The organism is Sporolactobacillus putidus, from assembly GCF_014647035.1.
GTDB classification, from domain to species: domain Bacteria; phylum Bacillota; class Bacilli; order Bacillales; family Sporolactobacillaceae; genus Sporolactobacillus; species Sporolactobacillus putidus.
This window is the reverse complement of record NZ_BMOK01000018.1, coordinates 27,116-53,873: the sequence shown is the minus strand read 5'-3', so window position 1 is coordinate 53,873 and position 26,758 is coordinate 27,116. Positions and strand designations below refer to the sequence as shown.

Genomic DNA, 26,758 nt, shown 5'->3' with positions numbered 1-26,758 from the left:
TCGACTTGCATGTATTAGGCACGCCGCCAGCGTTCGTCCTGAGCCAGGATCAAACTCTCCAAAAAGTAATGCTTGCTTACTATCGTTCATTCACAAGAGCGGAACTTCCGCTAAAACTGCGTACGTCCTGTACGCAACGCGGAAGCCACCACATCCTGTGGAAGTTGTTTGAATCCATAGCTTTTTTGAATTGATTCAAGGGTTTGCCCTTTTTCAATCACGCTTGGCTTTTGTTCAGTTTTCAAGGAACATTCGCTTCGTCGCTTCTACGGGCGACTCATCTATTCTACCAATAAAAATCACTGATGTCAACAAAAATTTCATCGAAACATCTTAATTAAATGATAAAAAAAGACACAATTCGCTAATATCAAAGCGACCTTTTATATTATAAAGAAATTGTCAAGAAAAGTCAACGGTTTAAAAAGCGGCTTTTTTAACAATATAAAAATACTATCAACATTCCCCTTCTTTGTCAATGAATCGTGAAATTACGGCACCGGTAATATTAAATCATCCGGTGTCCAATCCTTAGCACAACACAGAAACCTTTTACCGAAGAGGATACCTGAACGCAAAAAGCAATTCGCCCCCTCAAAAACCTGCATTGCGAGGATAGGCGAATTGCCGGTTATTCAAAAAAGACAGGCGGCCTTCACGCCTGACTCGCCATTGTCTGTCAATGGTCCTCTCTTGTCCGCATCTGCGGGAAAAGAAGCACATCCCGAATGGAAGCGGAATTAGTCAGAAGCATAATCAGACGATCGATGCCGATGCCGAGTCCGCCGGTCGGCGGCATGCCGTATTCCATGGCCTCCAGAAAATCTTCGTCAATGACCTGGGCTTCATCGTTTCCGGCTTCTCTTTCTTTCATTTGTTCCACAAAGCGTTCCCGCTGATCGATCGGATCATTGAGTTCGCTGAATGCGTTGGCGTGTTCCCTGCCGACAATGAATAACTCGAAACGGTCGCTGAAGCGAGGATCTTCAGGATCCTTCTTTGCAAGCGGAGAGATGACAACCGGATGTCCATATACAAAAGTCGGTTCAATCAGGGTCTCTTCAACTTTTTGTTCAAAAAATTCATTAACTACATGTCCATAAGTCATGTCGCCCTTTACATCTACTCCGTTTTCGGCAGCAAGTTTCCGGGCGTTTTCATCGGACATCTGAGGCCAGAGATCGACTCCTGTCACTTCTTTAATGGCGTCAACCATATGCACACGTTTCCATTGCGGTTTCAGATCCACCTGATTATCGCCATACGTGATTTTCGTCGTTCCCAGCACTTTCTCGGCAACGCCGGAGATAAGGTTTTCGGTCAGCTGCATGATATCACGAAGATCATCGTATGCTGCGTAGAGTTCGAGCATCGTAAACTCGGGATTATGCTTCGTGTCAATGCCCTCGTTCCGGTAGACACGGCCAATTTCATAAACCTTGTCAAAGCCCCCGATAATGAGCCGTTTAAGATGCAGCTCAATCGCTATTCTCATGTAAAGATCCATGTTCAGCGCATTGTGATGAGTAATAAACGGCCGTGCAGCCGCGCCGCCCGGAATTGAATGCATCGTCGGTGTTTCCACTTCAAGGTAGTCCAGATGATCGAGATAGTCACGGACCGCTTTAATGATCTTGCTGCGCAGAATAAAAGTTTCTTTGACTTCAGGGTTCACGATCAAGTCAAGATAACGCTGCCGATAGCGCTGCTCGACATCCTTCAGCCCGTGAAACTTATCGGGCAGGGGGCGCATCGCTTTCGACAAAATGCCGAATTTCGTGACTTTTATAGAAAGCTCGCCGACATGTGTCTTGAATACTATGCCTTCTACGCCGACGAAATCGCCAATATCGATGTGCTTGAAGATTTCATACTGATCGTCTCCAACGCTGTCCTTGCGCACGTAAAGCTGGATTCTTCCACTGAAATCCTGAATATCGGCGAAACCCGCTTTACCTTTGCGCCTTTTCGCCATCAGACGGCCGGCCATCACAACGGGAACGTTTTTTTCTTCCAGTTCCTCCGCCGGCATCGAATGGTACATGGCACGTATCTTTTCCGTATCATGCGATCGTTCATAATGACCGCCAAATGGGTTAATGCCATTTTCAGTCAAAACTCTCAGCTTCTCACGCCTTGCCTGAAGCTGATCAGTCAGATCTACTTCCTGACTCATTTTCCTTCCAACCCCCAGTCATTATCGTGTCACACCAATGTTTGTCCATGCGAGGAATCACTCGTAAATATTAGAAAACTTGGCGAAGCCAAACCCTGGCGCAGGCTGAGCCTTAGTTGCCCTTACACTATAATCCTTAAAAATTTTTATACTTTCCTATAGTGTTGGAAAACCTGGCTTCGCCAAGCCTTTGGCGCAGATGAAGCTTTAGCTGCGCTTATACTAGATTCCGCAAATCTTTGTCTACTTCTCATTTGTATAAAGAAAACTTGCCGATCGGCAAGCCATCCAGGCGCATTCAAAAGTTTAATACACTCAATTCTGTATTCCTCTGAAATTTTTTATACGCTCTTTAAGTATAAAAAACCTGGCGACAAGTTTTCAGGCGCCGGTGAACCTTGTTTAAACTACTTTCCGCAAAATGGTTTCGTCTTTCTTAACAGGACAAAGAAAACTGCCAGCAATACCACCGGCAGTTTGATATCTATCCGAATTATAGAGAATTTAAGAAATACTGTCAACCTTATCCGACCGTAGCCGCCGGTTCCGCTGATTCCCGGAGAAATTCGTTCAGTATCAGCCGAAGTCCATCTGCGGTTTCACAGAGATTGATTTTCTTTCTGACGTCATTTCCGCCGCGCAGGCCTTTAACGTACCACGCCGCATGTTTTCTCATTTCCAGAACCGCAACGTGTTCCCCTTTAAGCCTGATCAGCTGGTCCAAGTGAAGCAGGCAAACGTCGATTTTCTCTTTTGCCGACGGTTCGCTGGGCAGTTCGCCGCTTTCCAGATATTTCACCGTTCGGTACAGCATCCACGGATTGCCGAGCGCCCCGCGGCCGATCATGACTCCGTCCGCTCCTGTTGTCTTCAGCATGCGCTTCGCGTCCTGAGGTGTCCGCACATCGCCGTTTCCAATGACCGGGATACCGACAGACTCCTTGACCTGCCGAATGATCTCCCAGTCGGCGCTGCCCTCATACATCTGAACCCGCGTCCGGCCGTGCAGTGCCACAGCCTGTCCGCCGGCGCGTTCAACGGCCTGCGCATTCCGGACCGCGTAGATATGATCGTCGTCCCAGCCTTTGCGCATCTTCACCGTTACCGGCTTGTCCACCGCATCGACAACGGCGGATACCATTTCATATATTTTATCCGGATCCAGCAGCCATTTTGAACCCGCGTCGCACTTTGTGACTTTGGGAACAGGGCAGCCCATATTAATATCGATTATATCTGCATTCGTGTGTTTATCCACATACTTTGCCGCCTGGACAAGCGTTTCTCTTGATCCTCCGAAAATCTGCAGACTAAGCGGCTTCTCCCGGTCATCGATGTAGAGCATATCCAGTGTTTTCTTATTGTGATGGATAATCCCGCGATCGGCGACCATTTCCGCACAAACCAGTCCCGCGCCAAAACGCTTGGCAATCAGCCGGAAAGCCGAGTTACAGACTCCGGCCATCGGTGCCAGAACAACTTGATTTTTCAAATTGATCGGCCCTATTTTCAGCATCTCATCACCTCTCTATTTCTTTTTAAATCCTTTATAATCTTTTCATTTCATCAACTGATATGCCCAGTTGACCACAGACCTGCACGATAAACTCTGCCGTTGGCTTACGGCTCTCTCTCTCAATCTCTCCTAACAGGGACAGGGATATTCCCAGTTCCCTGGCCAGTTGAACCTGCGTGTACCCCTTTAATTTACGAAAAGCCCGAATTTTCCTTCCCCATTGTTCGGTTTCCATAGTCGCACTCCCTCTTTTTGATCGAGACCCTGCCACAAGTCGGTCACCGAGCGGTTGATTCCCGGCACAACCAGATGCGGAGCAATCTCAAACAGCGGTTTGAGCACAAAAGCGCGGCGCGCGATTTCCGGATGAGGCACGGACAGCTTTTCCATGTCGATATTGTCCTGATTATAAAGCAGAATGTCAAGGTCGATCGTTCTCGGCCCCCAGTGAACCTTCCGCTTTCTCTGGAGCTCCGCTTCGATCCGCTGAATTTCTTCGAGCAGCGCCTTTGGAGGCAGCAGCGTTTCAATCCGGACAGCCATATTCAAAAAATCGCTTTGCTGCACAGGTCCGTATGGATCCGTTTCATAAATTGATGAACAGCGGATCACGGTTATATTTTTTGTTGCGTCCATTTTTTCCAGCGCCTGTTTCAAAAAAAGCGCCCGGTCGCCGACATTTGATCCAAGCCCAATATAGGCGGCCGATCGTCGCCTCTCGATTTCAACAGACACCGAATCATAGTGACCGGCAATTGGGGGGTCCGGTTTGACGACTTTTACACGGCAGGCATCCGCTCTCGGGAAAGCGTGCAGCAAAACCTGCGCAATACGTTCCGCCACAGCCTCAATAAGCTTAAAACTTGGTCCCTCCACAATATTCCTGACCAATCTGTAGATTTCCGCATAATTAATCGTCTGATCCAGACTGTCGCTTGTTCCGGCGCTGTAAAGATCCGCAGACAGCCAGACATCGACGAGAAACCGCTGGCCGATTTTATTTTCCTCAGGCAATGCGCCGTGATAACCATAAAAACGCATCCCGCTCACAACGATTTTATCAGCCACGTTGACCCTCCCGCAGCATCGTGTCCATCATTTGTGCCATACGCGTCATTGGCAGAACATCATGAATACGCATGATCTGGCAGCCCTTGGCAATGCCCAGGCAGACTGTCGCTCCCGTTCCCTCCACACGGTGATCAACCGTGACATTCAAGGTTTTGCCGATGAAGCCCTTTCTTGAAGTGCCGAGTAAAATCGGATAGCCGAGTTCATGAAAATCTTCCAGATGGTTCATGACAATCAGATTCTGCTCATAATCCTTGGCAAATCCGATGCCCGGATCGAGGATGATCTTCTCTGGAGCGACTCCCGCGTCGAGCGCAAGATTAATGCTGACCTGCAGATCTTTTTTCATATCCTCTATAATGTTGCCATACTGAGTATTGTCGCGGTTGTGCATGAGAATGATCGGGACCCCGTACTCGGCCGCCACCTTTGCCATGTCCGGGTCGGCTTTGGCTCCCCAGATGTCGTTGATAATATCCGCGCCTGCGTCGAGGGCCCGGCGTGCAGTCTCCGCCTTATAAGTGTCAATCGATATCGGGATATTCGTGCGTGTCCGGATTGCCCGGATCATCGGTACGACACGGGCGATTTCTTCTTCGACGGGTATCGGCGCATAGCCGGGCCGTGTCGATTCACCGCCGACATCAATGATATCCGCGCCATCGCGCTCCATTTCCAGCGCATGCTCTACAGCCTTGTCGGTCTGATTAAATCGGCCTCCGTCCGAGAATGAATCCGGTGTGACATTTAAAATGCCCATAATTACTGTTTTATTGCGATAATCAAAAATTTTATCTCTTAATTTAAGCAGATGGTAGGGTGAAACTTGCACTGTATTAGCTGACAATCTGATACCCCCTGAAAAAGATCAATTTCCGAGTCTATTGTTCAACATGAATAAGTATAGCACAGATACCCTTCCTCTTCTAAACCGGGACAATTGAAAACCTGCCGGCCAAACGATGCGCCTCACGGAGCTTCCGTCTTCGTTCGTAGTAAAAAAAAGAGGATCCGGTTACCCGTGATCCCCCAGCTTTTTTATCCGTTTTGATATTCGCCTGAAGCCGTCCATCTCTGTCTTCCGATCAGTCCTCGGCCTGATAGAGCGGAGTGCTTAAATATCTTTCCCCGTTATCCGGGACAACGACAACGACTTTTTTTCCTTTGCCGAGCTCTTTAGCCACCTGGACGCCGGCGTAAATCGCCGCGCCGCCGGAAATTCCGGCCAGAACGCCTTCTTTTTTACCAGCGAGACGAGCGTATTCAAAAGCCTGTTCATTAGCCACATCGATCACTTCATCGTAAATTTCAGTATCCAGGGTGTCGGGAATAAAACCGGTGCCAATACCCTGAATTTTATGCGGACCGCCCTTGCCGCCATTAAGTACCGGAGAGTCTTTCGGTTCAACGGCAACAACTTTGATATTCTTAAACCGTTCTTTCAGCGCCTTTCCGCTGCCGCTCAGTGTACCGCCCGTGCCGACACCGGCAACAAAGGCATCCAAAGAGTCAAAGGCATCTGCGATCTCTTTACCCGTTGTCAGATAGTGAATCTGCGGATTGGCAGGGTTCTGAAATTGCTGGGGAAGAAAATAGCCCTTTTCTTTGGCCAGCTCCTGCGCTTTGGCAATGGACCCTTTGATTGCCTGGGATCCCGGGGTCAGGATGACTTCCGCACCGTAGGCTTTAAAGAGTTTGCGCCGTTCAATGCTCATTGTTTCCGGCATAACGAGAATCGCCCTGTACCCTTTAACAGCTGCAACAAGCGCCAAACCAATGCCTGTATTTCCGCTCGTCGGTTCAATAATCGTGTCGTTCGGTTTCAGCTTGCCTTCTTTTTCTGCCGCTTCGATCATAGCCAGAGCGATCCGGTCCTTTACACTGCTTCCTGGATTAAAGTATTCCAGTTTGGCATAAAGTTCTGCATCGTCCTCTCCCGTCAAATGATTCAGCCTGACAATCGGCGTCTTTCCAATCAATTCGGTCACTGAATTTGCAACTGTCATTACTGTCTCTCCCTTATTTTTAAAATCGGAGTAATCATGTATGATTTATATACTATATTAGCAACGTTCGACTCATGCGTCAATTTTTACAGCCGATCCGTTTTTCCCGCGCCCTGCCGGGAAAAAGACTTAAAGCAATCCGTACCTTGCTGAGCCCCGCTCATTTCCCCGAAACAGAAGAAAACTTGCTGTTTGGCAAGTTTTCTTCTGTACTGGTTGCGATCCGGGCTGATTTTTTCCAGGGAATTTATTTAAGTGAACACATGAAAGGTTCCGTTCACATTTATTTATCGATGAGCATCGCTTTTAATTCGTCCTCAGTAAAATGGTACGCAGTTTCGCAAAAATGGCACGTAGCATCCGCACCGTGATCCTGTTCAATCATCGATTTGATTTCTGCATAGCCGAGACCGGCAATCGAACGGCCGAATTTTTCTTTTGAACAGGTGCAGTGAAAGTGTACAGGTACTTTCTCAAGCACCCTGTAATCCGCTTCAGGGAACAGATCCATAAGGAGATCGTCCGGCGTCCGTCCGGCGTCAATTAATTTTGAAATCGGCGGAATTTCTTCGATTCGTTTCTCGATTTTCTCGATAACTGCGTCTTCCGTGCCCGGAAGAACCTGAATCAGGAAGCCGCCGGACGCTTTGACCGTATGATCGGGATTGACCAGCACGCCGACTCCAACTGCAGAAGGAATCTGTTCGGATCGGGCAAAATAATACGTAAAATCATCCCCGATTTCGCCGGAGACGATCGGAACACGTCCAGTAAAATTATCTCTCAGGCCAAGATCCTTAACCACGCTCAGAAAACCGTCTGATCCGACTGCCCGTGCAACATCCAGCTTCCCGTGCTCATTCAAGTCAAAATGCACCTCAGGATTGGTCACGTAGCCGCGAACGTTGCCCTTTGTGTCCGCATCGGCTACAATAGCGCCAATCGGACCCCCGCCTTGAATCGTGACCGTGATTTTTTCATTCCCTTTCATCTGTGCACCCATCATCATCGACGCTGTCATTGTCCTCCCGAGTGCCGCCGAAGCGGTCGGCCACGTATGGTGGCGGCGCTGCGCTTCACGGATCGTTTCGGTGGTCACCGCCGTAATCACTCTGAGACGTTCCTGACAGGCCAGCGCTTTGATTAGATAATCGCTCACCAGTATGCTCTCCTCCTTATTCGCGCACATTGCGACGGTAAATCAGATAGAGTCCTTTTAACGTTAAGAACGGATCCACGTGGTCAATAACGCTCGTTTCATTTGAAATCAGCGAACAAAGCCCGCCCGTCGCCACAACGATGGGCGTCGATTTGGCCTGTTTTTTCATGCGTGTTACAATACCCTCCACTTGGCCGACATACCCGAAAAGCACGCCGGACTGCATCGCATGAATCGTGTTTCGACCGACAATGTGGGGGGGCTTGGCAATTTCGATTCTCGGCAGTTTGGAAGCTTTTTCATAGAGCGCTTCCGTCGAGATGTTAATGCCCGGCGCTATAGCGCCTCCGATGTAGTCGGCTTTCTCATCGATATAAGAATAAGTCGTCGCCGTCCCGAAATCGATGACGATAATGGGTACCTGATAGGCGTGAACAGCGGCCACTGCGTTGACGATCAGGTCGGCTCCGATCTCTTTCGGGTTGTCATACTTCAGATTCAGTCCGGTTCTGATGCCCGGACCGACAATCAGAGGCTTCACACGAAAATATTTCTCGCACATTCTTTCAAGTGCGAACATAATGGACGGAACGACGGATGAGATCGCCACCCCGTTAAAATCTTCAAAAGACAGTCCGCTGTATTGAAATAAATTATTCACAAGCATGGCGAATTCATCTTCCGTCTTCTCCCGGTCAGTTGAAATCCGCCAGTGGTGAATAAGCTGTCCATTGTCAAAAACGCCTGTTACAATATTCGTATTTCCTACGTCGCATACAAAAATCATCTTTATCATCACCAAACCATCATTTTCTAATCATTTAAAAGAGGAGGCACCTCCAGTTGCGGAAACGCCTCCTCTATTGTGTCATGATTATTCAACCGAATCTGTCAGATCTTTTTGTCGTCCGGTTGATCCGGACCGGAAATCTGCGGATTTGCGTTGGCATCAGGATGAGCATCTTTGGGATGTATATTCACCTTGATGTTTACCGAGTCATCCCTGGATCGTTCGTCCGCTTTTTCTCCGGACGGCTGCTCACCATTCGAATCCTCTTCGTCATCTTCCTGATAGCCGTAACGGTTCTTGCTGGGTTCAATATATTCGCCTGTTTCATACAGCGACTTAATCTGTTCTTTGTCCAGAGTCTCGACTTTCAGCAAAGTCTGTGCAATCAGTTCAAGCTTATCGCGCTGCTCCAGCAAAATTTTCTTGCATCGCGCGTACTGTTCCTTCACAATTCGCTGAACCTCGGAATCAATTTCATAGGCAATTGTATCGCTGTAATTTTGATCGTTCTGCAAATCACGGCCAAGGAAAACCTGCCCGCTGTCGTTGCTGCCAAACTGCATCGGACCCAGTTTCTCGCTCATACCAAACTCGGTGACCATACGGCGCGCAAGATTCGTGACACGCTGCAGATCGTTGCTGGCGCCTGTTGATATTTCGCCGAACGTGATCTCCTCGGCAACACGACCGCCAAGCAGCCCGACGATTTTCTCGAGCAATTCCGGCTTCGTCATGAAATAGCGGTCTTCCTTTGGCAGAGAAACCGTGTATCCTCCGGCCTGCCCGCGCGGAATGACCGTGACCTTATGCACTTCATCCGCCCCTTCAAGCGCAAGGCCGATGATCGTATGACCGGATTCATGGTAAGCAACGATTTCCTGTTCTTTTTTAGAAATAACACGTGATTTCTTGGCCACGCCGGCAATGACACGCTCAACCGCTTCATCAATATCTTCCATGTTGATGACTTTTTTATTTGCCCGGGCGGCAACCAGGGCCGCTTCATTGAGCAGATTTTCCAAATCGGCGCCAGAAAAGCCTGGCGTCAGCTTGGCAACCGTCTTCAAATTGATGTCTTTTGCCAGCGGTTTATTACGCGCATGGACACGGAGAACCGCCTCGCGTCCCCGAAGATCCGGACGGCCGACCGGAATCTGCCGGTCGAACCGGCCGGGACGCAGAAGTGCCGGGTCAAGAATATCCGGACGGTTTGTGGCCGCAATGATAATAATGCCCTCATTTGCGCCAAACCCGTCCATCTCGACAAGCAGCTGGTTCAGTGTCTGTTCACGCTCATCATGCCCGCCGCCCAGTCCGGCGCCGCGCTGACGGCCGACTGCGTCAATTTCGTCAATAAAAATAATACACGGTGAATTCTTTTTTGCCTGATCAAAAAGGTCGCGGACACGAGAGGCGCCGACACCCACAAACATTTCCACAAAATCCGACCCGCTGATGGAGAAGAACGGGACACCCGCCTCTCCCGCTACGGCGCGGGCCAGCAATGTTTTACCGGTTCCCGGGGGGCCCTCCAGCAAAACGCCTTTAGGAATGCGGGCACCCAGTGCAACAAATTTTCTCGGGTCTTTCAGAAAATCAACAATTTCAACTAACTCCTGCTTCTCTTCATCCGCACCGGCGACATCCTTGAACGTGATTTTCTTTTTATCTTCGGAATAAAGCTTCGCCTTGCTCTTTCCGAAGTTCATGACACGTCCGCCGCCGCCCTGCGCCTGATTCAGCAAGAAAAAAATCAGGAAGAATATGATCGCAAATGGGATCAGTGTTGTTGCGAAGTTAACCCACCCATTCGTCGTCTGAGCCGGTTTAACGTCCACATTATATTTGTTTGCCAGATCGGTGACCTGTCCGACCGCTTTTTCACTGGCAGGGATATAGGCCTTAAAAGTTGTGTTTGCGTCATAATTTTTCAGCCGTCCCGTTACGGAATAAACACTGCCTTCAGGCTGGAGGGTCACTTCCTTGACATTGCCGCTCACCAGATTCTGATGAAAAGTGCTGTATGTCATCGGCCTCACGCTTCGGTTCGTATCTGTCAGCCAGCTGACGATGCCGATAATGACAAGAAAAATAAATAAATATATGATGATATTCTTAAAAAGTCGATTCATTCCTTACCTCCTCCCGCTCTAAACGAAACCATATTTTATAGTACCATACACAAAGGAAAAGCCTCAAGCGATTAAGCTGCTAAAGAGTTATGAAAACGGCCCGGCAGATCAACAAAGCCTTCGCTTCCGTGGCAAACCGTGGAAGCGGTTCCTGCCTTTTACCGTACGTGCCTCATCATCCAGTATATATTTCCGGCTTTAGAATCCCGATAAAGGGAAGATTGCGGTACTTTTCAGCGTAATCGAGTCCGTAGCCGACAAGAAAAGCATCCGGCACCGTGAACCCGGATAAATCCGGCTTGACCGCGGCTCTTCTTCCCGACGGCTTGTTCAGCAGCGTGACAATTTTAATTGATTTGGCTTTCCGGGTTCTGAACAAATCCACTAAATAGCTCAGTGTCAAACCGCTGTCGATAATATCTTCGACAATCAGTATCTCCCGGTTCTCAACAGAAGTGTCCAGATCCTTAAGAATTTTCACCTCTCCTGACGAAACCGTCGAGTTTCCATAGCTGGAAACATCCATGAAATCAATTTCAAGCGGAACAGTAATCTGCTTAATCAGATCGGCCATAAACGGAAGGGCTCCCTTCAGCACGCCGATAACCAGCGGAAAGCGCCCCTGATACTCTTCAGAAAGTATCCTTCCGAATTCGCGGACTTTCTCCTGAATAGCTTCCTCCGTTATTAATATTTCCCTGAGGTCTTCCTTCATGCCTTTATCCTCCCAAGATCATCAATCGGTGTAAATGTCAGCTTCAGATAGCATGCTTCCCTTTTCTGTACTTCCAGCGAAGACCTCCATCCTCTCCTAAGAAGCGGCAGCCAGAGAACGGAATCTTTTCCGTCAACGACAAGCGGCCAGATGAAACGTTTCTCCCGATCAATCTTTTCATTAATAAAAATACGCTGTATCTTTTGCGTACCTGTCATGCCGCTCGGCATCATGCGGTCTCCCGGCTGCCATGTTCTTACCCTGAGAGGCCCGGCCACATTGTGGTAATCAATGATTATACTGTCCGGACCTGTAACCGCTGTCCCAACGCAGAACCCGCCGGGCAAAAATTCCGCTTCTATGGTACCTGCAGAAAAAAGAGTTCTGCCCGGCACTCGAAGCACAATATCATAGCTCTTGTCCACAACCCGGGATAAGAAGCCGATGAGACAGACTTCGTACGATTTTCTCGCCGAAAGCCCTTCGGGGAAAACAGCATGGCCCGAAGACCGGCCGGAACGCAGCAGCTGCAGTAAATTTTCGATATGTATAGATTGATGCATTGGCTGTATCTTTCGGTTAGTGTAAAGATAATTTAATATTAGATGAATTATTCTCCTTTGTAAAGAAAAGGGAATGATAAGTAAGTCCGGAACTGATATTTTTACCTGATCCGCGCTTTTTTCCAAAATAACACTGCCGAGCTGCTGTTCGGCGAGCCGGAGCAGAAACGCTTCATCCTCGGCAATCGTCTCACTCTCATATTGGAATTTTAAATGAACAGACGGATTCTCCTGTTTCAAAAACGGAAGAACCTGTTTTCTGAAACGGTTCCGGGTATGTCTGTCCGATTCATTGGTCGCGTCGTGCCGCGGCTTGAGGCCATGCGCCGCGCAGTACGCCTCCAGTGCAGATTTTGTCTGGGAAAGAAGCGGACGGATCAGTTCTTTGCCCGCGAACGGGCGTCGCACAGGAATCCCCGATCTGGCAATACCGATACGCCCCCTGACCTCACGCATCAACATCGTTTCGATCTGGTCATCCCCGTGATGAGCAAGCACAAGCGCGTCCGCTCCGAACCCGCCGAGTGCCTCCTCAAACGCCTGATAGCGCAGTTCACGTGCCGCAGCTTCGATACCCAGATGTTTTTTTGTGCAGTAGGCCCGGACATCGACTGTCTTTCCAAAAAAAACAATGTTCTCCCTTTGACAAAAGGAAGCCACAAAAGCCAAGTCTTCTCTTCCCGAGACGCCTCTCAGCCCGTGATCGACAGAGCAAACGGCAAGTTCCAGCTCCCAGGCTTTCCTTTTGCCGCAGAGATACTGCAGCAGCGCCATCGAATCGGCTCCCCCACTCACGCCTGCGACAAGCCGCATACGCGGGTGAATCAGCCCGTGATTTCTGATAAATTGTGTTACACTTTCTTCAAAAGTCATCCTGCTTTTCTCCCACCGGACCACTCCGTTATTCCGTATCAGTTCCCGCACTATTTGTATGATTACCATACATCAAAGATTACATGACGTAAACTATGACAAAGAGAACATAGGCAGTCATAATACAAGACGCAGTGACCCAGGCCCCGAGCCATCCCCCTCCTGCATTCGCGCGACTCCTGCTCCGCTTGCCGCAGGCAGCAGGAGCCTCCTGTTTTTCCATAATATGATTCAGAAGGTCGCGGCGCATCTGATCGGCTGAAACATAACGCCCTTTCAGCGCTTTGGCAAGAACCGCCTGATAGGGGGCAAGGCGAGGCAATGTCCGTATAACCTGAAGGAGCTGTCCTTCCCCCTGTCCCTTCTTTTCAAAGCGGTGCCCGAGAGCCGCATAGATCATGATCATCCCGCATGCAAATAAATCGTAGCCCGGCTCAGCTTTACGGGTGCCGAGACCCCAATAGCCCCGATCAAAAAATACCGTATATTCTCTGACAGACCTCCCGATGCGCGTTGCTCCTCCGAAATCGAGGAAGCGGACGGAATGACCCGGATTCATAAGCATTAAATTTTCAGGCTTGAGGTCTCCGAAAACGTGACCCGTCTCGTGCAGCCTTTGAAGATGCTTTAATAGCTGTACGAGATAAACGACCGTCCAGTCAAAAGATGTTCTTTTTAACGCCTCTTGCAGCGGCGTCCCCTCCAGATATTCCATCGCACAAAAACCGATCGTCCGTCCATTAACAATCCAGTCATCACTATCAAATAAAGAAGGCCCCAAAGGTTCCCCCCGGAGCGTTTCAAGTTTTTTAAGCACATTCACTTCCGAAATCAGAGAGGCACGGTCTTTTGCCATTTTCACGGCAACTTTCCGTTCGCATGCCCGTGCCAGATACACCATCCCCTGGGCACCACTGCCGAGCCGCCTGACGATCTGGTAGCGGTGTCCGTGCCACTTTCCGGTCAGCACGGTTCCTGCGTCGAATCTCAGGTCATCGCGGTCCGTCATCATAGGCTTCATCGTGAAAAAGCAGGTTTTTTTTGGAAAGCTGGGAAAAACTTTTCACTGCTTCTTTTAGAGCAGGACCCGTCGGTGTCACACCGTGGGTGCCGATTTTTTCAAACGTACGTTCGACATTCCCTATATCGGATGTCCAGGCAGTCACTTTTTGAGCCTGTTTTCTTTTCCCGGGAAATAAATAGAGACAAAATTGATTATTACCCATCCGCGCCGAGAGGCTCATCGATAGGTCCTGCAACGCTTCGCGTACAGTCGGCAGCTTGGCCTTCATGCTTGCACTTGTATCGACAAGAATACAAACGTCCAGATCCATTGTTTCACCAAGCTCATCGACAACTTCCATGACTTTGCCCCGTTTTTCGGGAGGGAGATCCTCAACTGTTTCCGATTCTCCTAGAATGTCCTGAAGTTCCCTATTGATGACGCCCTTGATAGTTTGCGTCATCGCCTGTTTGGTTACCATCTGGACCGTCTGCGAAAGCTGTCTGGTCTGCACAATCTGGCTGATACCGCCTCCTGCCGCGGCGATTCCTTCCACCTCCTGAAGTCCGCGCCCGTCCTCAGAGTCAAACCGGTCCAAAACGCCGATGACATTAACCGTGATGCCCTGCTCTCTGGCCAGTGCCGCCACCGCGACCGGATCTTCGCCCTGATTGGAACAGCCGTCAGTGATTAATAGAATTTGTTTCAAAGTCCCTTTATGCATTGCTCCTCAGCTCCTCCCTGAATCTAGCATCAGCTTAGACAGGAAAGATTTTTTTTATACGAAAAATACAAAATCTGCGAGGAGCACTAGTTGCGACTATTTTGCCTGACGAAGCTCTTTTTCTTTAATGCCTGCGGATATTGACGACCATTTCGGCATGTGGTGCCGGATTTGCGCCACGATCACCGTCATGTCGTCTTCAATGCGCCCGTTGCCCATCCGGATCACTTCCTCAAGGATCAGATCAGCAATGGCCTGCGGATCGTCCGTCTGCATCTCTCTTATTTTTCTTCTGACCCATGCCTCCTTATTTTCAATCTGTCTCGGTGCGTCAAAAATGCCGTCACTCATCATAATCAGCAGGTCGCCGGACTTCAGCTGTTCCGTCTTCACCTCCACTTCAACGTCTTCGATCATCCCTATGGGCAGATTTTCCGCATCTAGCATGGTGACACGGTTTCCCCGCTTGATAAAACTTGGATTGGAACCTATTTTCAAAAATGTCGACTTCGCATTCTGCAGGTCAATCAGCGCCAAATCCAACGTCGCAAACATCTCTTCCGTGGAGCGTAACGACAAAATAGAATTGATCGATTTTATTGCCAGCTTTTCATGTATGCCTGAATTCAACACTTTTGAAAGGAGCTGCAGCGTATCCCTGCTTTCTACGTCCGCCCGTTCCCCGTTTCCCATTCCATCACTGATAGCCAGCGCGTATTTTCCGGAACCAATCTCAAACAGCGAATAATTGTCACCCGAAACAAATCCGCCTCCCCGGGCGGCTGTGGCAACGCCCGCCTCAATCTCGTACGCACGCGCCGAGGCGAAGACAGCCCGGCTTGGTCCGCCCGGCAAGTCGGCAGTCTGCTTTTTCTCAACGCGAATGTTTTCTCTTAAAATATCGGAAAGGAGCGGTGCAATGACTTTTTCACATGCTTCGTATTGATCGCTTGGCAGAATCATCTCGATGTCAACCGCTCCGGATTCAAGGCTGTAGATTTCCACGCTTTCCACATGCAGACCGGCCCCGTTCAGGTTCATCAGGATCATTTCCTCCTGCCATTCATGCAGGCCCCGTTCACGCTTCATTTCATTGGCAAAATCGCCCATAACCTGCGACACCCCGTGCAGCTGATCAGCCACAAGCCGGCGGCTTTCCTTGACGTGACGTCTCATTCTCGCCTGTTCCTCTGCAAAGACCTGCTCCATCGAAACAGCTTCAATGGTTTTCTCGGGTTTGACACAGTGCTCCCGCCAGACGCGGCGAAGCTTGGGATTATCCGGTTTCCTGCCCCCGCGCGCCGCCTCCCTGAATTGCAGCATGAGCCTCCGGGTTTCATCATAATTTTTTATCCAGCAATTTTCTTTTTTAAAACAGTTCTGGCACGTCTTTGCGGCGACCCTGCTGAGAAAAAGATCTTCCTCCCGGCTTTCTTGCTCGGCCGGAGGGTAAAAGCTCTTGGCCAGAGTCTGAAACAGGCTCGAGAATTGCTCCACTCTGCTTACCGTGGCATCTCTCAGCTTTCGAATATACTGCTGCTGCTCTTTCTGGTATTCCCGCGTCCCCGGTATGAATGAAGCCATGCGCTTAGTCACAAATCCGGGAGTGAGGAAAAAAAGGGCGACCGCTGCAAGCGATTCAAGTACGGCACCGCTGAGCCCCGCATATCCGTCCCCGTAAAGTCCGATCAGGAGGGTGGCAATGAGCAACCCTGCCGACACACCCGCCTTGCCGGCCTCCTTTAGCAATCCCCCCAGCACTCCGGAAAAGGCGAGCAGACTCATCTGATAGAGGCTGGAAACACTCTCCATTCCGAGAATCAGACCGATGACAACGCCGACTGTTGACCCGATCGCTGCTCCCCCCGCATAAGAAAAAAGAAGCACGGCATACCTGGCGAAAACATAGTCGACGGAGACGCCCATCACCTTCCAGCCGATCATTCCGGAGAGAATGCACGACAGAAGAATCACAAAGCAGATAATTTCTTCATTTTTAAATAATTTTCGGTTGATTTTTGTTGATAAAAGCGGGACGCTTTGCATAAAGATAAGGGTAACCAGAAAAGAAAGGGACGCTTCTGCGGCTGCCGTCAGAACATCCGTCCAGACGAGATTGAGCGAAAAGGCGGCTTCGCAAATCACGCGGACGGAAAACCCGGCAATGAGGACGAGGGCGGGCAGCCATTTTTCTTCCGCTTTCCTGCTTAACGATAAAATCATCCGTCTGAGCCCGAGGAAAACGAGAAGAGCCATCAGTGCATAAAAGGCCTGTCCAGCTGAAACAGTCAGGGAACCTGCCAGGGCAGCAAAAGAAGCGGGCCATCTTTTTTTCCGTTTCATCCAGAATACTGTAGCAAAGAAAGGGAGAACAAATGGAGTGAGACTGGAAAGAATGACAGACCGTCCTAGCAAAAAACCTGCCGCAAGGTAAATAAAATCCATCTGAGAAAGCGTTTTTAAAACAAATACCCGAATCGCTCTTATCATGCTGCTTCCCTTTTGTCTGCGGGACGGTCGGTCGCCTCCCCCATAAGCGCCAATCGTTCCTGCAGCCGAACTGCCAAATCTTTGAGCCATACGCTTCGCCACCTTCAACAAAGTATTGTATGGTTCATTTAATCATATCCTGCATTCATAATTTGTCAGAATTGCGAGGCATGTTTTAAAAAAACTTCGACGCCGTTCATTCGTGTCAGTCAATTTAAGCGTCGGACGGCCGGTTCTGTCGATTCCGGATTTTTTGCTGATCCCCGTTTCTTCCTATTCTTTATTTCAATAAAAAAACCCAAGCGGTTTACGCTTGAGTGAGCATCTGAACAATCTATTATTAACCGTCCGGACATCCGGCGCTTCGTGTCAGCCTCTCCGTGCGCCTCGCCCGCCACGTTTGGATTCCGTCTGGCGCCTGATCGTTGAAAGCCGATCTTCGCTTTCCTTCAAATAGTGAGAAATTTTGTCTTCAAAACTCGTTTCTTTTGTGAAACGCTTTCCCCCGCCGCGAGAATTCCTGGGCGCACTTTTCGGTTTATCGACAGCTTTTCGGATCGAGAGCCCAATCTTTCCATCAGGTGCGACTTGAAGTACTTTTACTGTGACTTCATCACCAATGGACAGAACTTCATGAATGTCCTTGACATAACGATCCGCAACCTCACTTATGTGAACCAGCCCTGTTTTTCCATCGGGCAAATCAACGAAGGCTCCGAAGTTTGTAATACCCGAAACTTTACCCTTCAGCTTGCTGCCAGCTTCAATTGACATAAAAAAATGCTTCCTCCTAAAATAATGTCTCTAATATTTTATTATACATAGCTAAAAAAGAGCCTGTCAACGCCCGTCAGTACTGGGTTTTGAAAAAATAATCTCGCCATTTTTTGATAAAAGATAGTCCCGCCTTGCAACCTCGCCGATATAATTCTTATCATTTAACAAATGAATGCGCTGCTTCAGCTGGCCATCATGCGCGTTCTGGGCGCTCAGTTTTTTTTCCAGCTTTGATTTCTGGGCCTGCGCGCTGTCCAGACTGTGGGTCTGCGAGACAAGCGAGGATACCATGAAAACGCAGATAGCAGTGAAAGCCACGGCAAAAGCGGCCAAACGCCGAATCAAGCCTTTGCGGCGCTTCTTTCGCCTCTTTTCAATAATTTCCAGTGACTGCACGTAATCCGTCTGAAGACGCGTCACACGCTGAATACCTGCATTTTCCATTGCGATCCTCCTATCTTCGTCCCGTCAAAAAAGACACCCATTTCATTATCCGCTGCTCTATTTGAACTGTCCGTTTTTTAATGTTGATCAGCCACTTTTCCGGTAAAATCATCCTGAATATTCCACGCAGAATTTTCATTGGAAGGATCAGCAAAAAAAACAGGAATTTAAGAACTATTCTTACTGTCATTCTACACAATATATAGGTGAGCTTCAATAGGAAATAAAGTGGATACAAGAACAAATGGTAGACTGTTTTTGCGAAAAAACGCCATATTCGGACAACCACTGTAATGATCCCGTCAAGAATGTGCATAAAAAATTTTTCTATAAAAACTTTATAGAAGGAAAAGCCGAGTGCCGCCCCGAGAATGAGATACAGGCGCAGCTGCCCCTGGTTCACCGGGAGCAGAAACGAAAAAAGCAGCACGGCCTGAATCATCCAGAAAAGGGGGTCCGTAAGCAGCAGGATCCATCGATGTCTTCTTGGCGGATGAACAAAACGCTGGTAAATCGAGAATGAGGCTCCGATCCAAACGCCCATCAGCGTCATCAAAATCAGGGAAGCAAACTGTTCATTCAGCGTCATTTAAATAGTTTACTGAAGAACCCTTTGGAAGGCTCTCCATCCTGATCGTCCAGATAGCTGATCTCGAATATTTTCCCCTCAATGGCGACCGAACCCTGTTCCACATTCAGGTTCTGCATCTTCAGATGAGCGCCCTTAACGGCAAGAAAGCCCATGACGGTCTCCAGCAAAAATTCTTCATGGTCGAAACTTTCGACGTGCTTAACCCCGGTTATTTCGATTGTTTTGCGATTCCTGATCACAATGTCATGGTTTTGTGCAGGCTTGTCTTTGTTCGGCACCGACGTGTAGTATTGACTCATTGGACTCCCTCCTCTTTTTCTTACACTATGAGAAAGTCGTCCAATTTAGAACACCGTGCGTGCCGGGATTCTGCGCTGTCAGTTTTGGGAGTCCCCGATGATTTCATAGAGAGAGGCTGCTTCTTCTTTCTTCACCGTTTCTTTTAAAAGGGTGATACGCACGTTCATCGGTTTCTGGCCGAAGTGCAGCGTCAGAACATCACCCGCATTTACGGCCGAACTCGCTTTTGCAGGCTGGCCGTTGATATCGACGCGGCCCTGATCTGCAAGTTCTTTAGCCACCGTACGCCTTTTAATAAGACGCGAAATCTTCAAAAATTTGTCAAGCCTCATTTTTTCACGGCGTCCTTCAGTTTATTGCCCGCCCTAAACCCCGGTACTTTGGTAGCCGGTATGGTAATCGCTTCTCCGGTCTGCGGATTGCGTCCTGTACGGCTCGCCCTTTCCCGGACTTCAAAAGTCCCGAAACCGACAAACTGCACCTTTTCGTTTTTATTCAAAGCGGAGATGATTTCATCAAGTGTTTCATTGACCACCACTTCTGTATCTTTTTTGGCGATTCCCGTTTTTTCTGCAACTTTCTGAATCAACTCGTTTTTGTTCATTTTGCTCAAACCTCCGAATTTAAATTATCGTTTCTATAAGCGGCCACAAGAGATGCGCTCCGGTTTTTCTTCATTCTATCATATCTTTATCCATGATCCCAGTTAAATTGCCCGTCTTAAGCGGCCGGAAACTTCTTACTCCGAAATTTTGCTTTCCTTGTCCGGACTCTTATTCAGCCAGCGGCCGATCATGGGGAGCCGTTTAAAATCAGCCGAATCAAAATAACGTAAAATAAAAATCAAAAACAGAAAAACACAGCCGCCGAGCAGGGCTCCCGACAATGCGATGCCCGTCGCGAGCAGGCGCGAATCCGCAAGCCTGCTTTCCCATTCAACAATTAACAGTTTCCAGATCAGAACAGCGAGAACCATTCCGGAGGCGGCCGCGCACAGCTTAAGAATGAGCCGGAACTGCAGGGCTGCCGCAAGCGACTTGCGCCGCAGGCACCGGACATTCAGCCAGGCAGTAAGTGCCGTCGCAAGACATGTGGCCGCCGCGGCCCCATTAATTGAAAAGAAGGGAATCAGAAGATAGTTGCCGACAAGCTTAACTGCCACTCCGGCCATCAGATAGAGAAACGGAAGCCACGGCCGGCCGGTCGCCTCCAGGATTCCCGAGGCAGTCAGAATCAGCGAGAGCGTCAGCATTGTAAATGCGACCAGAGCAAAAGAAAACGATCCTTCCGCATTCCTGAAAAGCATAATGTTCACTTCTTTGCTGATCACGGCCAGACCGGCGGCCGCAGCCAAACCAAAAGCGAGGCTGATCTTTAGGGCAAGAGATGCCTGGCGCTGAATTTCCCGTTTTTTTCTCAAGGCGGAAAGTTTGGCAAGGCCGGGAACAATCGTTGCCGTTAATGATGCGGCCGCAATCATTCCGAACTGAGTCAGCGCGTACGCACGATCATAGATTCCATTTTGTTCCATGGGGTCCGGAACATGTGCATGGTTCAACAACGGTATGACGGTCAGCGAGTCAATCAACTGAAAAGAAACAAGCGGAAGCGCGAGCAGCGAAAACAGGCAGCCATTAATCAGCAGGTCTTTAACCAAGTGCCAGTCAATCCGGCTGTACGCCCTATCTGCTCCGCGGGCAGATGGCAGCTCTTCCTTCCGAAAGTAGAGGAGCAGAATGATCAGCGAGACGGCCGGTGCCGCAACCGAACCGATCGTGGCGGCCCTGCCGAACTGATAGGGATCTCCATGATGCAGAAACAAGTACCACGAGGAGCCGATGATCAGCAGCACGCGAGCCACCTGTTCGCCGATCTGCGAGAGCGCGGTCGGCATCATGTTTTGATTTTCCCCCTGAAAATTGCCACGTAAAACTGCGATCAGCGGAACAAATAAATAAATAAAAGCAGAGATTCTGATCAGAGAGGATAACCGTTCATCGCCCATCACTTCAGTAAGCGGAGTGGCAAAAAGAAAAAGGAGGCAGAAAAACAGGCCGCAGAGAATAAACAGGGCGATGAGTGCGTGCCTGCGAATCTGTGCCTCCTTCCTGAAGCCCCCGCCATTTTTTGCTTCCGCGATGAACTTCGAGATGACAATCGGAAATCCTGTCCCGCTCAGTGCGACAGCCACGGCGTAAAATGGATAGACCTGCTGATACACATAAAAGCCGACATCCCCGGCAAGATTCTGGTAAGGAAGCCGGTAGGCCGCGCTCATGATTTTAACCAGAAGCGCCGCCACGGTCAAAATCACCGCTCCCCGCCATATCGCGCGGCCTTCTCTATTTGCATCCTGCACGTCCACGCCACCTTTGTCCGAAATTCTAAAGTGGATTATAACACAAGTTCCCCGTTTTGACGGTAAAATATATTGTTTTTTGACAAGATCGTTTTTTACGGCACAGTAAAAGAGAGACAGATGCCGGTCTCTCTTTCTGCTTACTCATGATTATGGACTTCAGTTCTTTCCTTAATGTTCCATTTGACGTCCCAGAAACCCGGCGGCCGTTTCGGCGAGTTTCACTTCCACGTCGCCTAAAGGTGATTTTTCTTTGGCAATCAGCATAATCGTGCCGATCGGATCGCCGCCGGCGATAATCGGCGCAACAACATAAGGACCCGTCATGCCCTCATTCCCCTCAGTCAGCGGCTCCCCTTTGTTCTGTTCAAGAATCGTCTGGCGAAGTTCCATTGCTCTCTCCGGCACGGACAGAATTCTTTTGTCAAGAAAATCCCTCTTTGAGCCGCCCGAGACCGCAATCACAGCGTCGCGATCGCTGATCATCGTCAGCTTGCCTGAGTTCTCAGCAAGAGATTCTGCATATTCCCTGGCAAAATCACCGAGTTCACTCATTGGCGAATATTTTTTTAAGATCACTTCGCCATCATGATCCACAAAAATTTCTAAAGGATCCCCTTCTCGAATGCGCAGCGTGCGGCGTATTTCTTTGGGAATAACCACTCGCCCAAGATCATCGATTCGGCGGACAATGCCGGTTGCTTTCATACAAGGATGTCCTCACTTTCCGCTAATAATCATCTATTCCTTGCGTTATTATCTGCGCTCCCGGCTAAACTATGCATATTCCCTCAAATTTAACCTGCCTTTTCCGATGCCGCCCGCAATTGATAAATTCCCTTCAGCAATTCGGTCGCTTCGCCGATCATCGGCCCGGCCGCCCTTCCGTCACGCTTTATCGTCACTTTCATTTTCTTCCCGACAGATCCCAGGCCGACACCCGGACCCATGCGGCTGATCGACTTGAAAAGCGCTTCACGGTCCAGCGCCTTCCAGCCTCTTTCTGAAAAAATAATGGTGAGCTCGGCATCCTTCTGCTTAACTTCCTCAATCATCAGTTTGTCCGCCATTACACGCAGTTCGGCCACTTTAAAAAGGTCGGCTACTTCACGCGGATAATCGCCGAAACGATCGATCATTTCATCTTCAAGTTCTTCAATATACTGCATGGTTTCCGCTGCTTTAAACCGTTTGTACATATCGATTTTCTGGAGCGAATCCTGAATGTACGTATCGGGGATATAGGCATCGATATCCATTTCAATCGACACTTTAGGCGGTGCCTCGGACTCCTTCGTCTCGCCCCTGCGTTCGGCCACGGCATCCTGCAGCATCCGTGAATAAAGATCAAAGCCGACCGAATCAATGAATCCGTGCTGCTGCGCGCCAAGCAGATTGCCGGCGCCTCTGATCGACAGGTCGCGCATGGCAATCTTGAATCCCGATCCAAGCTCCGTGAACTCCTTGATCGCCTGAAGCCGTTTTTCCGCGACTTCATTCATGATTTTGTCACGCTGGTAAGTAAAGTAAGCGTAGGCCACCCGGTTGGAACGGCCGACACGCCCGCGCAGCTGGTACAGCTGGGCAAGGCCCATTTTATCGGCATCATAGACGATCAGCGTGTTGACATTCGGGATATCCACACCCGTCTCAATGATCGTTGTGCTGACCAGAACGTCATCAGTACCGTCGAGAAAATCAATCATGGACGACTCCAGTTCCGACTCTTTCATCTGTCCGTGGGCATAGGTCACCGCCGCATCCGGAACAAGATGAGAAATCGTTTCGGCCATTCTCTGAATGGTCTCGACACGGTTATAAAGAAAATAGACCTGTCCGCCTCGCGCCATCTCACGTTCAATCGCCTCGCGAATCAGGGTGTAGTTGTATTCCGTCACATAGGTCTGTACAGGAAAGCGATTTTCCGGCGGTGTTTCAATAATCGACAGATCGCGCACGCCGAGCATAGACATATGCAGCGTTCGCGGAATCGGCGTCGCGGTTAAGGTCAGAACATCGATATTCGCCTTCAGGCGTTTGATCTTCTCCTTGTGTGAAACCCCGAAACGCTGCTCCTCATCAACGATCAGGAGTCCGAGATCTTTAAATTTCACGTCTTTCGACAGTAATCGATGCGTACCAATGACAAGGTCAACCGTGCCGTCTTCCAGCCCCTTCAGAGTCTCCGACTGCTCCTTGCGCGAACGAAATCGGCTGAGCAGGCCGATAGAAACGGGAAATTCCTCAAAGCGTTCCCGTGTTGTTTCAAAATGCTGCTGAGCCAGGATCGTGGTCGGTACAAGAAAGGCGACCTGTTTTCCGTCTGCGATCGCTTTGAAGGCCGCACGCAGTGCAACTTCGGTCTTGCCGTAACCGACATCGCCGCAAAGCAGCCGGTCCATCGGTTTTTCGCTTTCCATGTCCTTCTTGATTTCCTCAATCGCCTGAAGCTGATCGGCCGTTTCCTGATACGGGAATGCCGACTCAAATTCGCGCTGCGCGGGTCCGTCTTTGCCAAAAGCGTAGCCCTTGCTTGCCTCACGCTTCGCATACAGTTTGATCAAATCGTCGGCGATATCCTGAATCGAAGATCGGGCCTTGCTTTTGACTTTTTTCCACTCACTGCCGCCAAGCGAATAGAGCTTTGGCTCCTTGCCTTCTGAACCAACATACTTCTGTACCTGATCGATGTGTTCGACCGGTACATAAAGCTTGTCGTTTCCTTTGTAGATGATTTGCAAATAATCTTTATGGATGCCGTTAACATCGAGTGTTTCAATTCCGGCATAGCGGCCGATGCCGTGATCAACATGGACGACATAATCATCGATTTTCAATTCATTATAATTTTTCAGACGCTCCGCATTGGAGAGTTTCCTGCCCTTGCGGGGTGTTTTGGCCGTTTTTTTCGTGAATACCTCTTTTTCCGTGATGACGGCCAGTTTCTTTAGCGGCATCTCAAACCCGCTGTCCATCCGGCCTACCGTGACTTGGATCTTCCCGGCGGCCGGCATTGTCTCCTGATTCACAGATTCCGTTTGAATACTGTAATCTGAGAGCACCTGATCCAGACGTCCTGCTCTTTCTTTATCCGACGCTAGAAAAACAACGGAATAATCACTCTTCATCCACCGGTCGATTTCCGATTTCAACAGATGAATCTGGCCATGAAAATTCTGCATCGACCGGCATGTCATATTAATAACGTTCTGCGGCTGAAACTGGCCATGATAACGCAAAAACAGCGAAAGGAGCAGAAGCGGCTGCCGAATATGCTCCACGAGTTTCGGCCACTCCACCGTCAGCGGCACGTCTCTGACCATCTCTCCTCTTTGCAGCATGGATACCTGCCACTCGGCTTCTTCCCTATCAAGCTGCTCCGTCATTTCCTGAACTCTGCTGATTTCATCCAAAATGATTAAAGCATTTTGCGGAAGATAGTCGATGATCGTTGTCTGTTTCTCATAAAAAAGGGCTGTATACTTTGCTATATCCTGAAAAATCCCGTGCTGCTGCAAGGCTTCGATGTCGGATCCGATCCGATCGCTGAGCAGCTCTTTAGCCTGCTCATTCTTTATTTTCCCCAGCGTTGTCTTCAGAGCTTTTTCCAGCCCCGCTGACGCACGGTCAAATTCCTTTTCATAAATCAGCAATTCGCGTGCCGGTCCGATCACGAGTCCCCCGGTTACCTTCTCCAAAGATCGCTGCGTCTCACTGTCAAAAAAACGGACAGAGTCCAGCTCATCGTCAAAGAGCTCAATTCGGACCGGATGCTCCTCTGTCAGCGGGAAAACATCGATAATACCGCCGCGCAGGCTGAACTGCCCTGGACCGGTCACCATGGACTCGCGCTCGTATCCGATCGCCGTCAGCTTCTTAACGAGTGCCTCCAGATCAATCCGTCTCCCCTCGTCAAGATGAATGAGGCTTGCCCTCCACAAATAAAGCGGCGCGAGCAGACGCTTCAGCCCGGCAACAGGAACGACAACAAGGCATTTTTTATCCTGAGCCAGGCGGTTAAGAACGTCGATACGCTGAGAAAGCAGTTCAGGGCTCGCAACGGCAAGATCCGAGGCGATCAGATCATTGGTCGGATAGAGATAAAGCTCCTCGGAATCTATCAATTCTTCCAAATCGTTGAAGAGTTTCTGTCCCTGATACAGATTGTGGGTAACCACAACCACAGCTTCCGACCTTTCACGGTAAAGCGCAGCGATCCAGAGAGATTTGGCCCCGCCTGAAAGACCGGAAACAAGCTGCTGGGTCATGCCGCCTTCATATCCGGTCAAAACGGTCCGGATCTCATCAATTCTCTGCTTATAAAACGCACTTAGGCCAAACATTGGCAACCCTCACTTTCATCAACCCGAAAAACGCCTTGGCAGACCGCCAAAGCTCCTATAATGATTCTTCCAGCCAAATGATATTTTGAGAATATCTTAAGAACATCATTCCCGTTCACACCGTTACTTATTCGCATTATACTTATTCATCACTTGCGGGAAAGGTACCGTCACCCATTCGGCGGCTGCCTCGGAAGCCCGATCAATCGCAGTGCCGATCAGCACGGCTTCTTCACCTGAAAAACCATTCAAGACATAATGGATCACCGCCTGATGTGATCCCTGAGGATGGCCGATGCCCACTTTTACCCTGTCAAAATCCTGGGTATTCAGATGCTGTATGACCGACTTCAGACCGTTATGCCCTCCTGCGCTGCCTTTTTGCCTCAGACGGATCTTGCCAACCGGCAGATCCAGATCATCATGAATCACAAGCAAATCGTCGGCAGACAGCTTATAATAACGGATCAGCGGTCCGACCGCCTCACCGGATGCATTCATAAACGTAAGCGGCTTCACAAGCAGGACTTCTTCACCATCGATGACCCCTTTGCCGTACAAAGCTTTGAACTTGTTTCTTGACAAAGCAATATGATACCGTTCCGCAAGGCCATCGATAACTTCAAAACCTATGTTATGCCTTGTATGCGCATATTCAGAACCGGGATTGCCCAGCCCGACGATGATCTTCACAAATTCTTCCTCGCTTTCCCGCCGCCATAGGA

Annotated in this window: 24 protein-coding genes and 1 rRNA gene; all 25 read right to left on the bottom strand. The window is 49.4% G+C overall.

The window, feature by feature from the left end; genetic code table 11:
- Window positions 1-65, bottom strand: a 16S ribosomal RNA gene (locus IEX81_RS15285); the annotation flags it as partial.
- 614 nt (window positions 66-679) lie between these two features.
- Window positions 680-2,176 carry a lysine--tRNA ligase gene (gene lysS / locus IEX81_RS15280; RefSeq protein ID WP_188804884.1) on the bottom strand — a complete coding sequence of 499 codons (1,497 nt, stop codon included), beginning with the start codon at window positions 2,174-2,176 and terminating at the stop codon, window positions 680-682.
- 523 nt (window positions 2,177-2,699) lie between these two features.
- Window positions 2,700-3,692, bottom strand: coding sequence for a tRNA dihydrouridine synthase DusB (dusB, locus tag IEX81_RS15275; protein WP_188804882.1), 993 nt, complete (start codon window positions 3,690-3,692; stop codon window positions 2,700-2,702).
- Between the two features lie 31 nt (window positions 3,693-3,723).
- Complete coding sequence (locus IEX81_RS15270; RefSeq protein WP_188804879.1) at window positions 3,724-3,927, bottom strand: helix-turn-helix domain-containing protein; 204 nt, start codon at window positions 3,925-3,927, stop codon at window positions 3,724-3,726.
- Window positions 3,879-4,760: a 2-amino-4-hydroxy-6-hydroxymethyldihydropteridine diphosphokinase gene (gene folK / locus IEX81_RS15265; RefSeq protein ID WP_188804877.1), complete on the bottom strand. Its 882-nt coding sequence runs from the start codon at window positions 4,758-4,760 to the stop codon at window positions 3,879-3,881. Before folK ends, IEX81_RS15270 begins: the two co-directional genes overlap by 49 nt.
- Window positions 4,753-5,523 carry a dihydropteroate synthase gene (gene folP, locus IEX81_RS15260; RefSeq protein WP_188804890.1) on the bottom strand — a complete coding sequence of 257 codons (771 nt, stop codon included), beginning with the start codon at window positions 5,521-5,523 and terminating at the stop codon, window positions 4,753-4,755. Before folP ends, folK begins: the two co-directional genes overlap by 8 nt.
- Window positions 5,524-5,848: 325 nt before the next feature.
- The gene (cysK, locus tag IEX81_RS15255; protein ID WP_188804875.1) at window positions 5,849-6,769 is read right to left on the bottom strand and encodes a cysteine synthase A; all 921 of its coding nucleotides are present in this window, start codon (window positions 6,767-6,769) and stop codon (window positions 5,849-5,851) included.
- Between the two features lie 283 nt (window positions 6,770-7,052).
- Window positions 7,053-7,931: an Hsp33 family molecular chaperone HslO gene (hslO, locus tag IEX81_RS15250; protein WP_308424093.1), complete on the bottom strand. Its 879-nt coding sequence runs from the start codon at window positions 7,929-7,931 to the stop codon at window positions 7,053-7,055.
- Between the two features lie 13 nt (window positions 7,932-7,944).
- Window positions 7,945-8,715: a type III pantothenate kinase gene (locus IEX81_RS15245; protein ID WP_188804888.1), complete on the bottom strand. Its 771-nt coding sequence runs from the start codon at window positions 8,713-8,715 to the stop codon at window positions 7,945-7,947.
- A gap of 104 nt (window positions 8,716-8,819) precedes the next feature.
- Window positions 8,820-10,850, bottom strand: coding sequence for an ATP-dependent zinc metalloprotease FtsH (ftsH, locus tag IEX81_RS15240; RefSeq protein ID WP_188804870.1), 2,031 nt, complete (start codon window positions 10,848-10,850; stop codon window positions 8,820-8,822).
- Between the two features lie 175 nt (window positions 10,851-11,025).
- A complete protein-coding gene (hpt, locus tag IEX81_RS15235; protein WP_188804868.1) occupies window positions 11,026-11,565 on the bottom strand; it encodes a hypoxanthine phosphoribosyltransferase in 540 nt (179 codons plus the stop codon).
- The gene (gene tilS / locus IEX81_RS15230; RefSeq protein WP_188804866.1) at window positions 11,562-13,001 is read right to left on the bottom strand and encodes a tRNA lysidine(34) synthetase TilS; all 1,440 of its coding nucleotides are present in this window, start codon (window positions 12,999-13,001) and stop codon (window positions 11,562-11,564) included. Before tilS ends, hpt begins: the two co-directional genes overlap by 4 nt.
- 79 nt (window positions 13,002-13,080) lie before the next feature.
- Window positions 13,081-14,010, bottom strand: a complete 930-nt coding sequence (gene prkT, locus IEX81_RS15225) for a serine/threonine protein kinase PrkT (RefSeq protein ID WP_229727641.1) — start codon at window positions 14,008-14,010, stop codon at window positions 13,081-13,083.
- Window positions 13,994-14,728: a VWA domain-containing protein gene (locus IEX81_RS15220; RefSeq protein ID WP_188804862.1), complete on the bottom strand. Its 735-nt coding sequence runs from the start codon at window positions 14,726-14,728 to the stop codon at window positions 13,994-13,996. The genes prkT and IEX81_RS15220 overlap by 17 nt, the downstream gene beginning before the upstream one ends.
- A 96-nt stretch (window positions 14,729-14,824) precedes the next feature.
- Window positions 14,825-17,308: a stage II sporulation protein E gene (gene spoIIE, locus IEX81_RS15215; protein ID WP_229727640.1), complete on the bottom strand. Its 2,484-nt coding sequence runs from the start codon at window positions 17,306-17,308 to the stop codon at window positions 14,825-14,827.
- Between the two features lie 279 nt (window positions 17,309-17,587).
- Window positions 17,588-17,992, bottom strand: a complete 405-nt coding sequence (locus IEX81_RS15210; protein ID WP_188804861.1) for a S1 domain-containing RNA-binding protein — start codon at window positions 17,990-17,992, stop codon at window positions 17,588-17,590.
- A gap of 66 nt (window positions 17,993-18,058) precedes the next feature.
- On the bottom strand, window positions 18,059-18,439 hold the full coding sequence (locus tag IEX81_RS15205) for an FtsB family cell division protein (protein ID WP_188804859.1): 381 nt from the start codon (window positions 18,437-18,439) through the stop codon (window positions 18,059-18,061).
- 10 nt (window positions 18,440-18,449) lie between these two features.
- Complete coding sequence (yabQ, locus tag IEX81_RS15200; protein ID WP_188804857.1) at window positions 18,450-19,028, bottom strand: spore cortex biosynthesis protein YabQ; 579 nt, start codon at window positions 19,026-19,028, stop codon at window positions 18,450-18,452.
- Window positions 19,025-19,330, bottom strand: a complete 306-nt coding sequence (gene yabP, locus IEX81_RS15195) for a sporulation protein YabP (RefSeq protein WP_188804855.1) — start codon at window positions 19,328-19,330, stop codon at window positions 19,025-19,027. The genes yabQ and yabP overlap by 4 nt, the downstream gene beginning before the upstream one ends.
- A gap of 78 nt (window positions 19,331-19,408) precedes the next feature.
- Window positions 19,409-19,663 (bottom strand): RNA-binding S4 domain-containing protein, encoded by a 255-nt coding sequence (locus IEX81_RS15190; protein WP_188804852.1) that lies wholly within the window; start codon window positions 19,661-19,663, stop codon window positions 19,409-19,411.
- The gene (hbs, locus tag IEX81_RS15185; protein WP_188804850.1) at window positions 19,660-19,935 is read right to left on the bottom strand and encodes a non-specific DNA-binding protein Hbs; all 276 of its coding nucleotides are present in this window, start codon (window positions 19,933-19,935) and stop codon (window positions 19,660-19,662) included. Before hbs ends, IEX81_RS15190 begins: the two co-directional genes overlap by 4 nt.
- Before the next feature lie 135 nt (window positions 19,936-20,070).
- Window positions 20,071-21,690: a putative polysaccharide biosynthesis protein gene (locus IEX81_RS15180; protein WP_188804848.1), complete on the bottom strand. Its 1,620-nt coding sequence runs from the start codon at window positions 21,688-21,690 to the stop codon at window positions 20,071-20,073.
- A 171-nt stretch (window positions 21,691-21,861) separates the two neighbouring features.
- Window positions 21,862-22,398: a stage V sporulation protein T gene (spoVT, locus tag IEX81_RS15175; protein ID WP_188804846.1), complete on the bottom strand. Its 537-nt coding sequence runs from the start codon at window positions 22,396-22,398 to the stop codon at window positions 21,862-21,864.
- An 89-nt stretch (window positions 22,399-22,487) separates the two neighbouring features.
- On the bottom strand, window positions 22,488-26,033 hold the full coding sequence (gene mfd / locus IEX81_RS15170; RefSeq protein ID WP_188804844.1) for a transcription-repair coupling factor: 3,546 nt from the start codon (window positions 26,031-26,033) through the stop codon (window positions 22,488-22,490).
- Window positions 26,034-26,156: 123 nt separating this feature from the next.
- On the bottom strand, window positions 26,157-26,726 hold the full coding sequence (pth, locus tag IEX81_RS15165) for an aminoacyl-tRNA hydrolase (RefSeq protein WP_229727639.1): 570 nt from the start codon (window positions 26,724-26,726) through the stop codon (window positions 26,157-26,159).
- Window positions 26,727-26,758: the final 32 nt, after the last annotated feature.

Excerpts from the sequence above, each read along its gene's own strand:
- lysS (WP_188804884.1), bottom strand. The coding sequence starts at position 2,176 with ATGAGTCAGGAAGTAGATCTGACTGATCAGCTTCAGGCAAGGCGTGAG.
- spoIIE (WP_229727640.1), bottom strand. The coding sequence starts at position 17,308 with ATGGCTCAAAGATTTGGCAGTTCGGCTGCAGGAACGATTGGCGCTTAT.
- dusB (WP_188804882.1), bottom strand. The coding sequence starts at position 3,692 with ATGCTGAAAATAGGGCCGATCAATTTGAAAAATCAAGTTGTTCTGGCA.
- spoVT (WP_188804846.1), bottom strand. The coding sequence starts at position 22,398 with ATGAAAGCAACCGGCATTGTCCGCCGAATCGATGATCTTGGGCGAGTG.
- hbs (WP_188804850.1), bottom strand. The coding sequence starts at position 19,935 with ATGAACAAAAACGAGTTGATTCAGAAAGTTGCAGAAAAAACGGGAATC.
- yabQ (WP_188804857.1), bottom strand. The coding sequence starts at position 19,028 with ATGACGCTGAATGAACAGTTTGCTTCCCTGATTTTGATGACGCTGATG.
- prkT (WP_229727641.1), bottom strand. The coding sequence starts at position 14,010 with ATGACGGACCGCGATGACCTGAGATTCGACGCAGGAACCGTGCTGACC.
- mfd (WP_188804844.1), bottom strand. The coding sequence starts at position 26,033 with ATGTTTGGCCTAAGTGCGTTTTATAAGCAGAGAATTGATGAGATCCGG.
- IEX81_RS15190 (WP_188804852.1), bottom strand. The coding sequence starts at position 19,663 with ATGAGGCTTGACAAATTTTTGAAGATTTCGCGTCTTATTAAAAGGCGT.
- IEX81_RS15210 (WP_188804861.1), bottom strand. The coding sequence starts at position 17,992 with ATGTCAATTGAAGCTGGCAGCAAGCTGAAGGGTAAAGTTTCGGGTATT.
- folP (WP_188804890.1), bottom strand. The coding sequence starts at position 5,523 with ATGGGCATTTTAAATGTCACACCGGATTCATTCTCGGACGGAGGCCGA.
- hpt (WP_188804868.1), bottom strand. The coding sequence starts at position 11,565 with ATGAAGGAAGACCTCAGGGAAATATTAATAACGGAGGAAGCTATTCAG.
- tilS (WP_188804866.1), bottom strand. The coding sequence starts at position 13,001 with ATGACTTTTGAAGAAAGTGTAACACAATTTATCAGAAATCACGGGCTG.
- IEX81_RS15220 (WP_188804862.1), bottom strand. The coding sequence starts at position 14,728 with ATGCATAAAGGGACTTTGAAACAAATTCTATTAATCACTGACGGCTGT.
- IEX81_RS15205 (WP_188804859.1), bottom strand. The coding sequence starts at position 18,439 with ATGGAAAATGCAGGTATTCAGCGTGTGACGCGTCTTCAGACGGATTAC.
- ftsH (WP_188804870.1), bottom strand. The coding sequence starts at position 10,850 with ATGAATCGACTTTTTAAGAATATCATCATATATTTATTTATTTTTCTT.
- IEX81_RS15270 (WP_188804879.1), bottom strand. The coding sequence starts at position 3,927 with ATGGAAACCGAACAATGGGGAAGGAAAATTCGGGCTTTTCGTAAATTA.
- IEX81_RS15245 (WP_188804888.1), bottom strand. The coding sequence starts at position 8,715 with ATGATTTTTGTATGCGACGTAGGAAATACGAATATTGTAACAGGCGTT.
- yabP (WP_188804855.1), bottom strand. The coding sequence starts at position 19,330 with ATGAGTCAATACTACACGTCGGTGCCGAACAAAGACAAGCCTGCACAA.
- cysK (WP_188804875.1), bottom strand. The coding sequence starts at position 6,769 with ATGACAGTTGCAAATTCAGTGACCGAATTGATTGGAAAGACGCCGATT.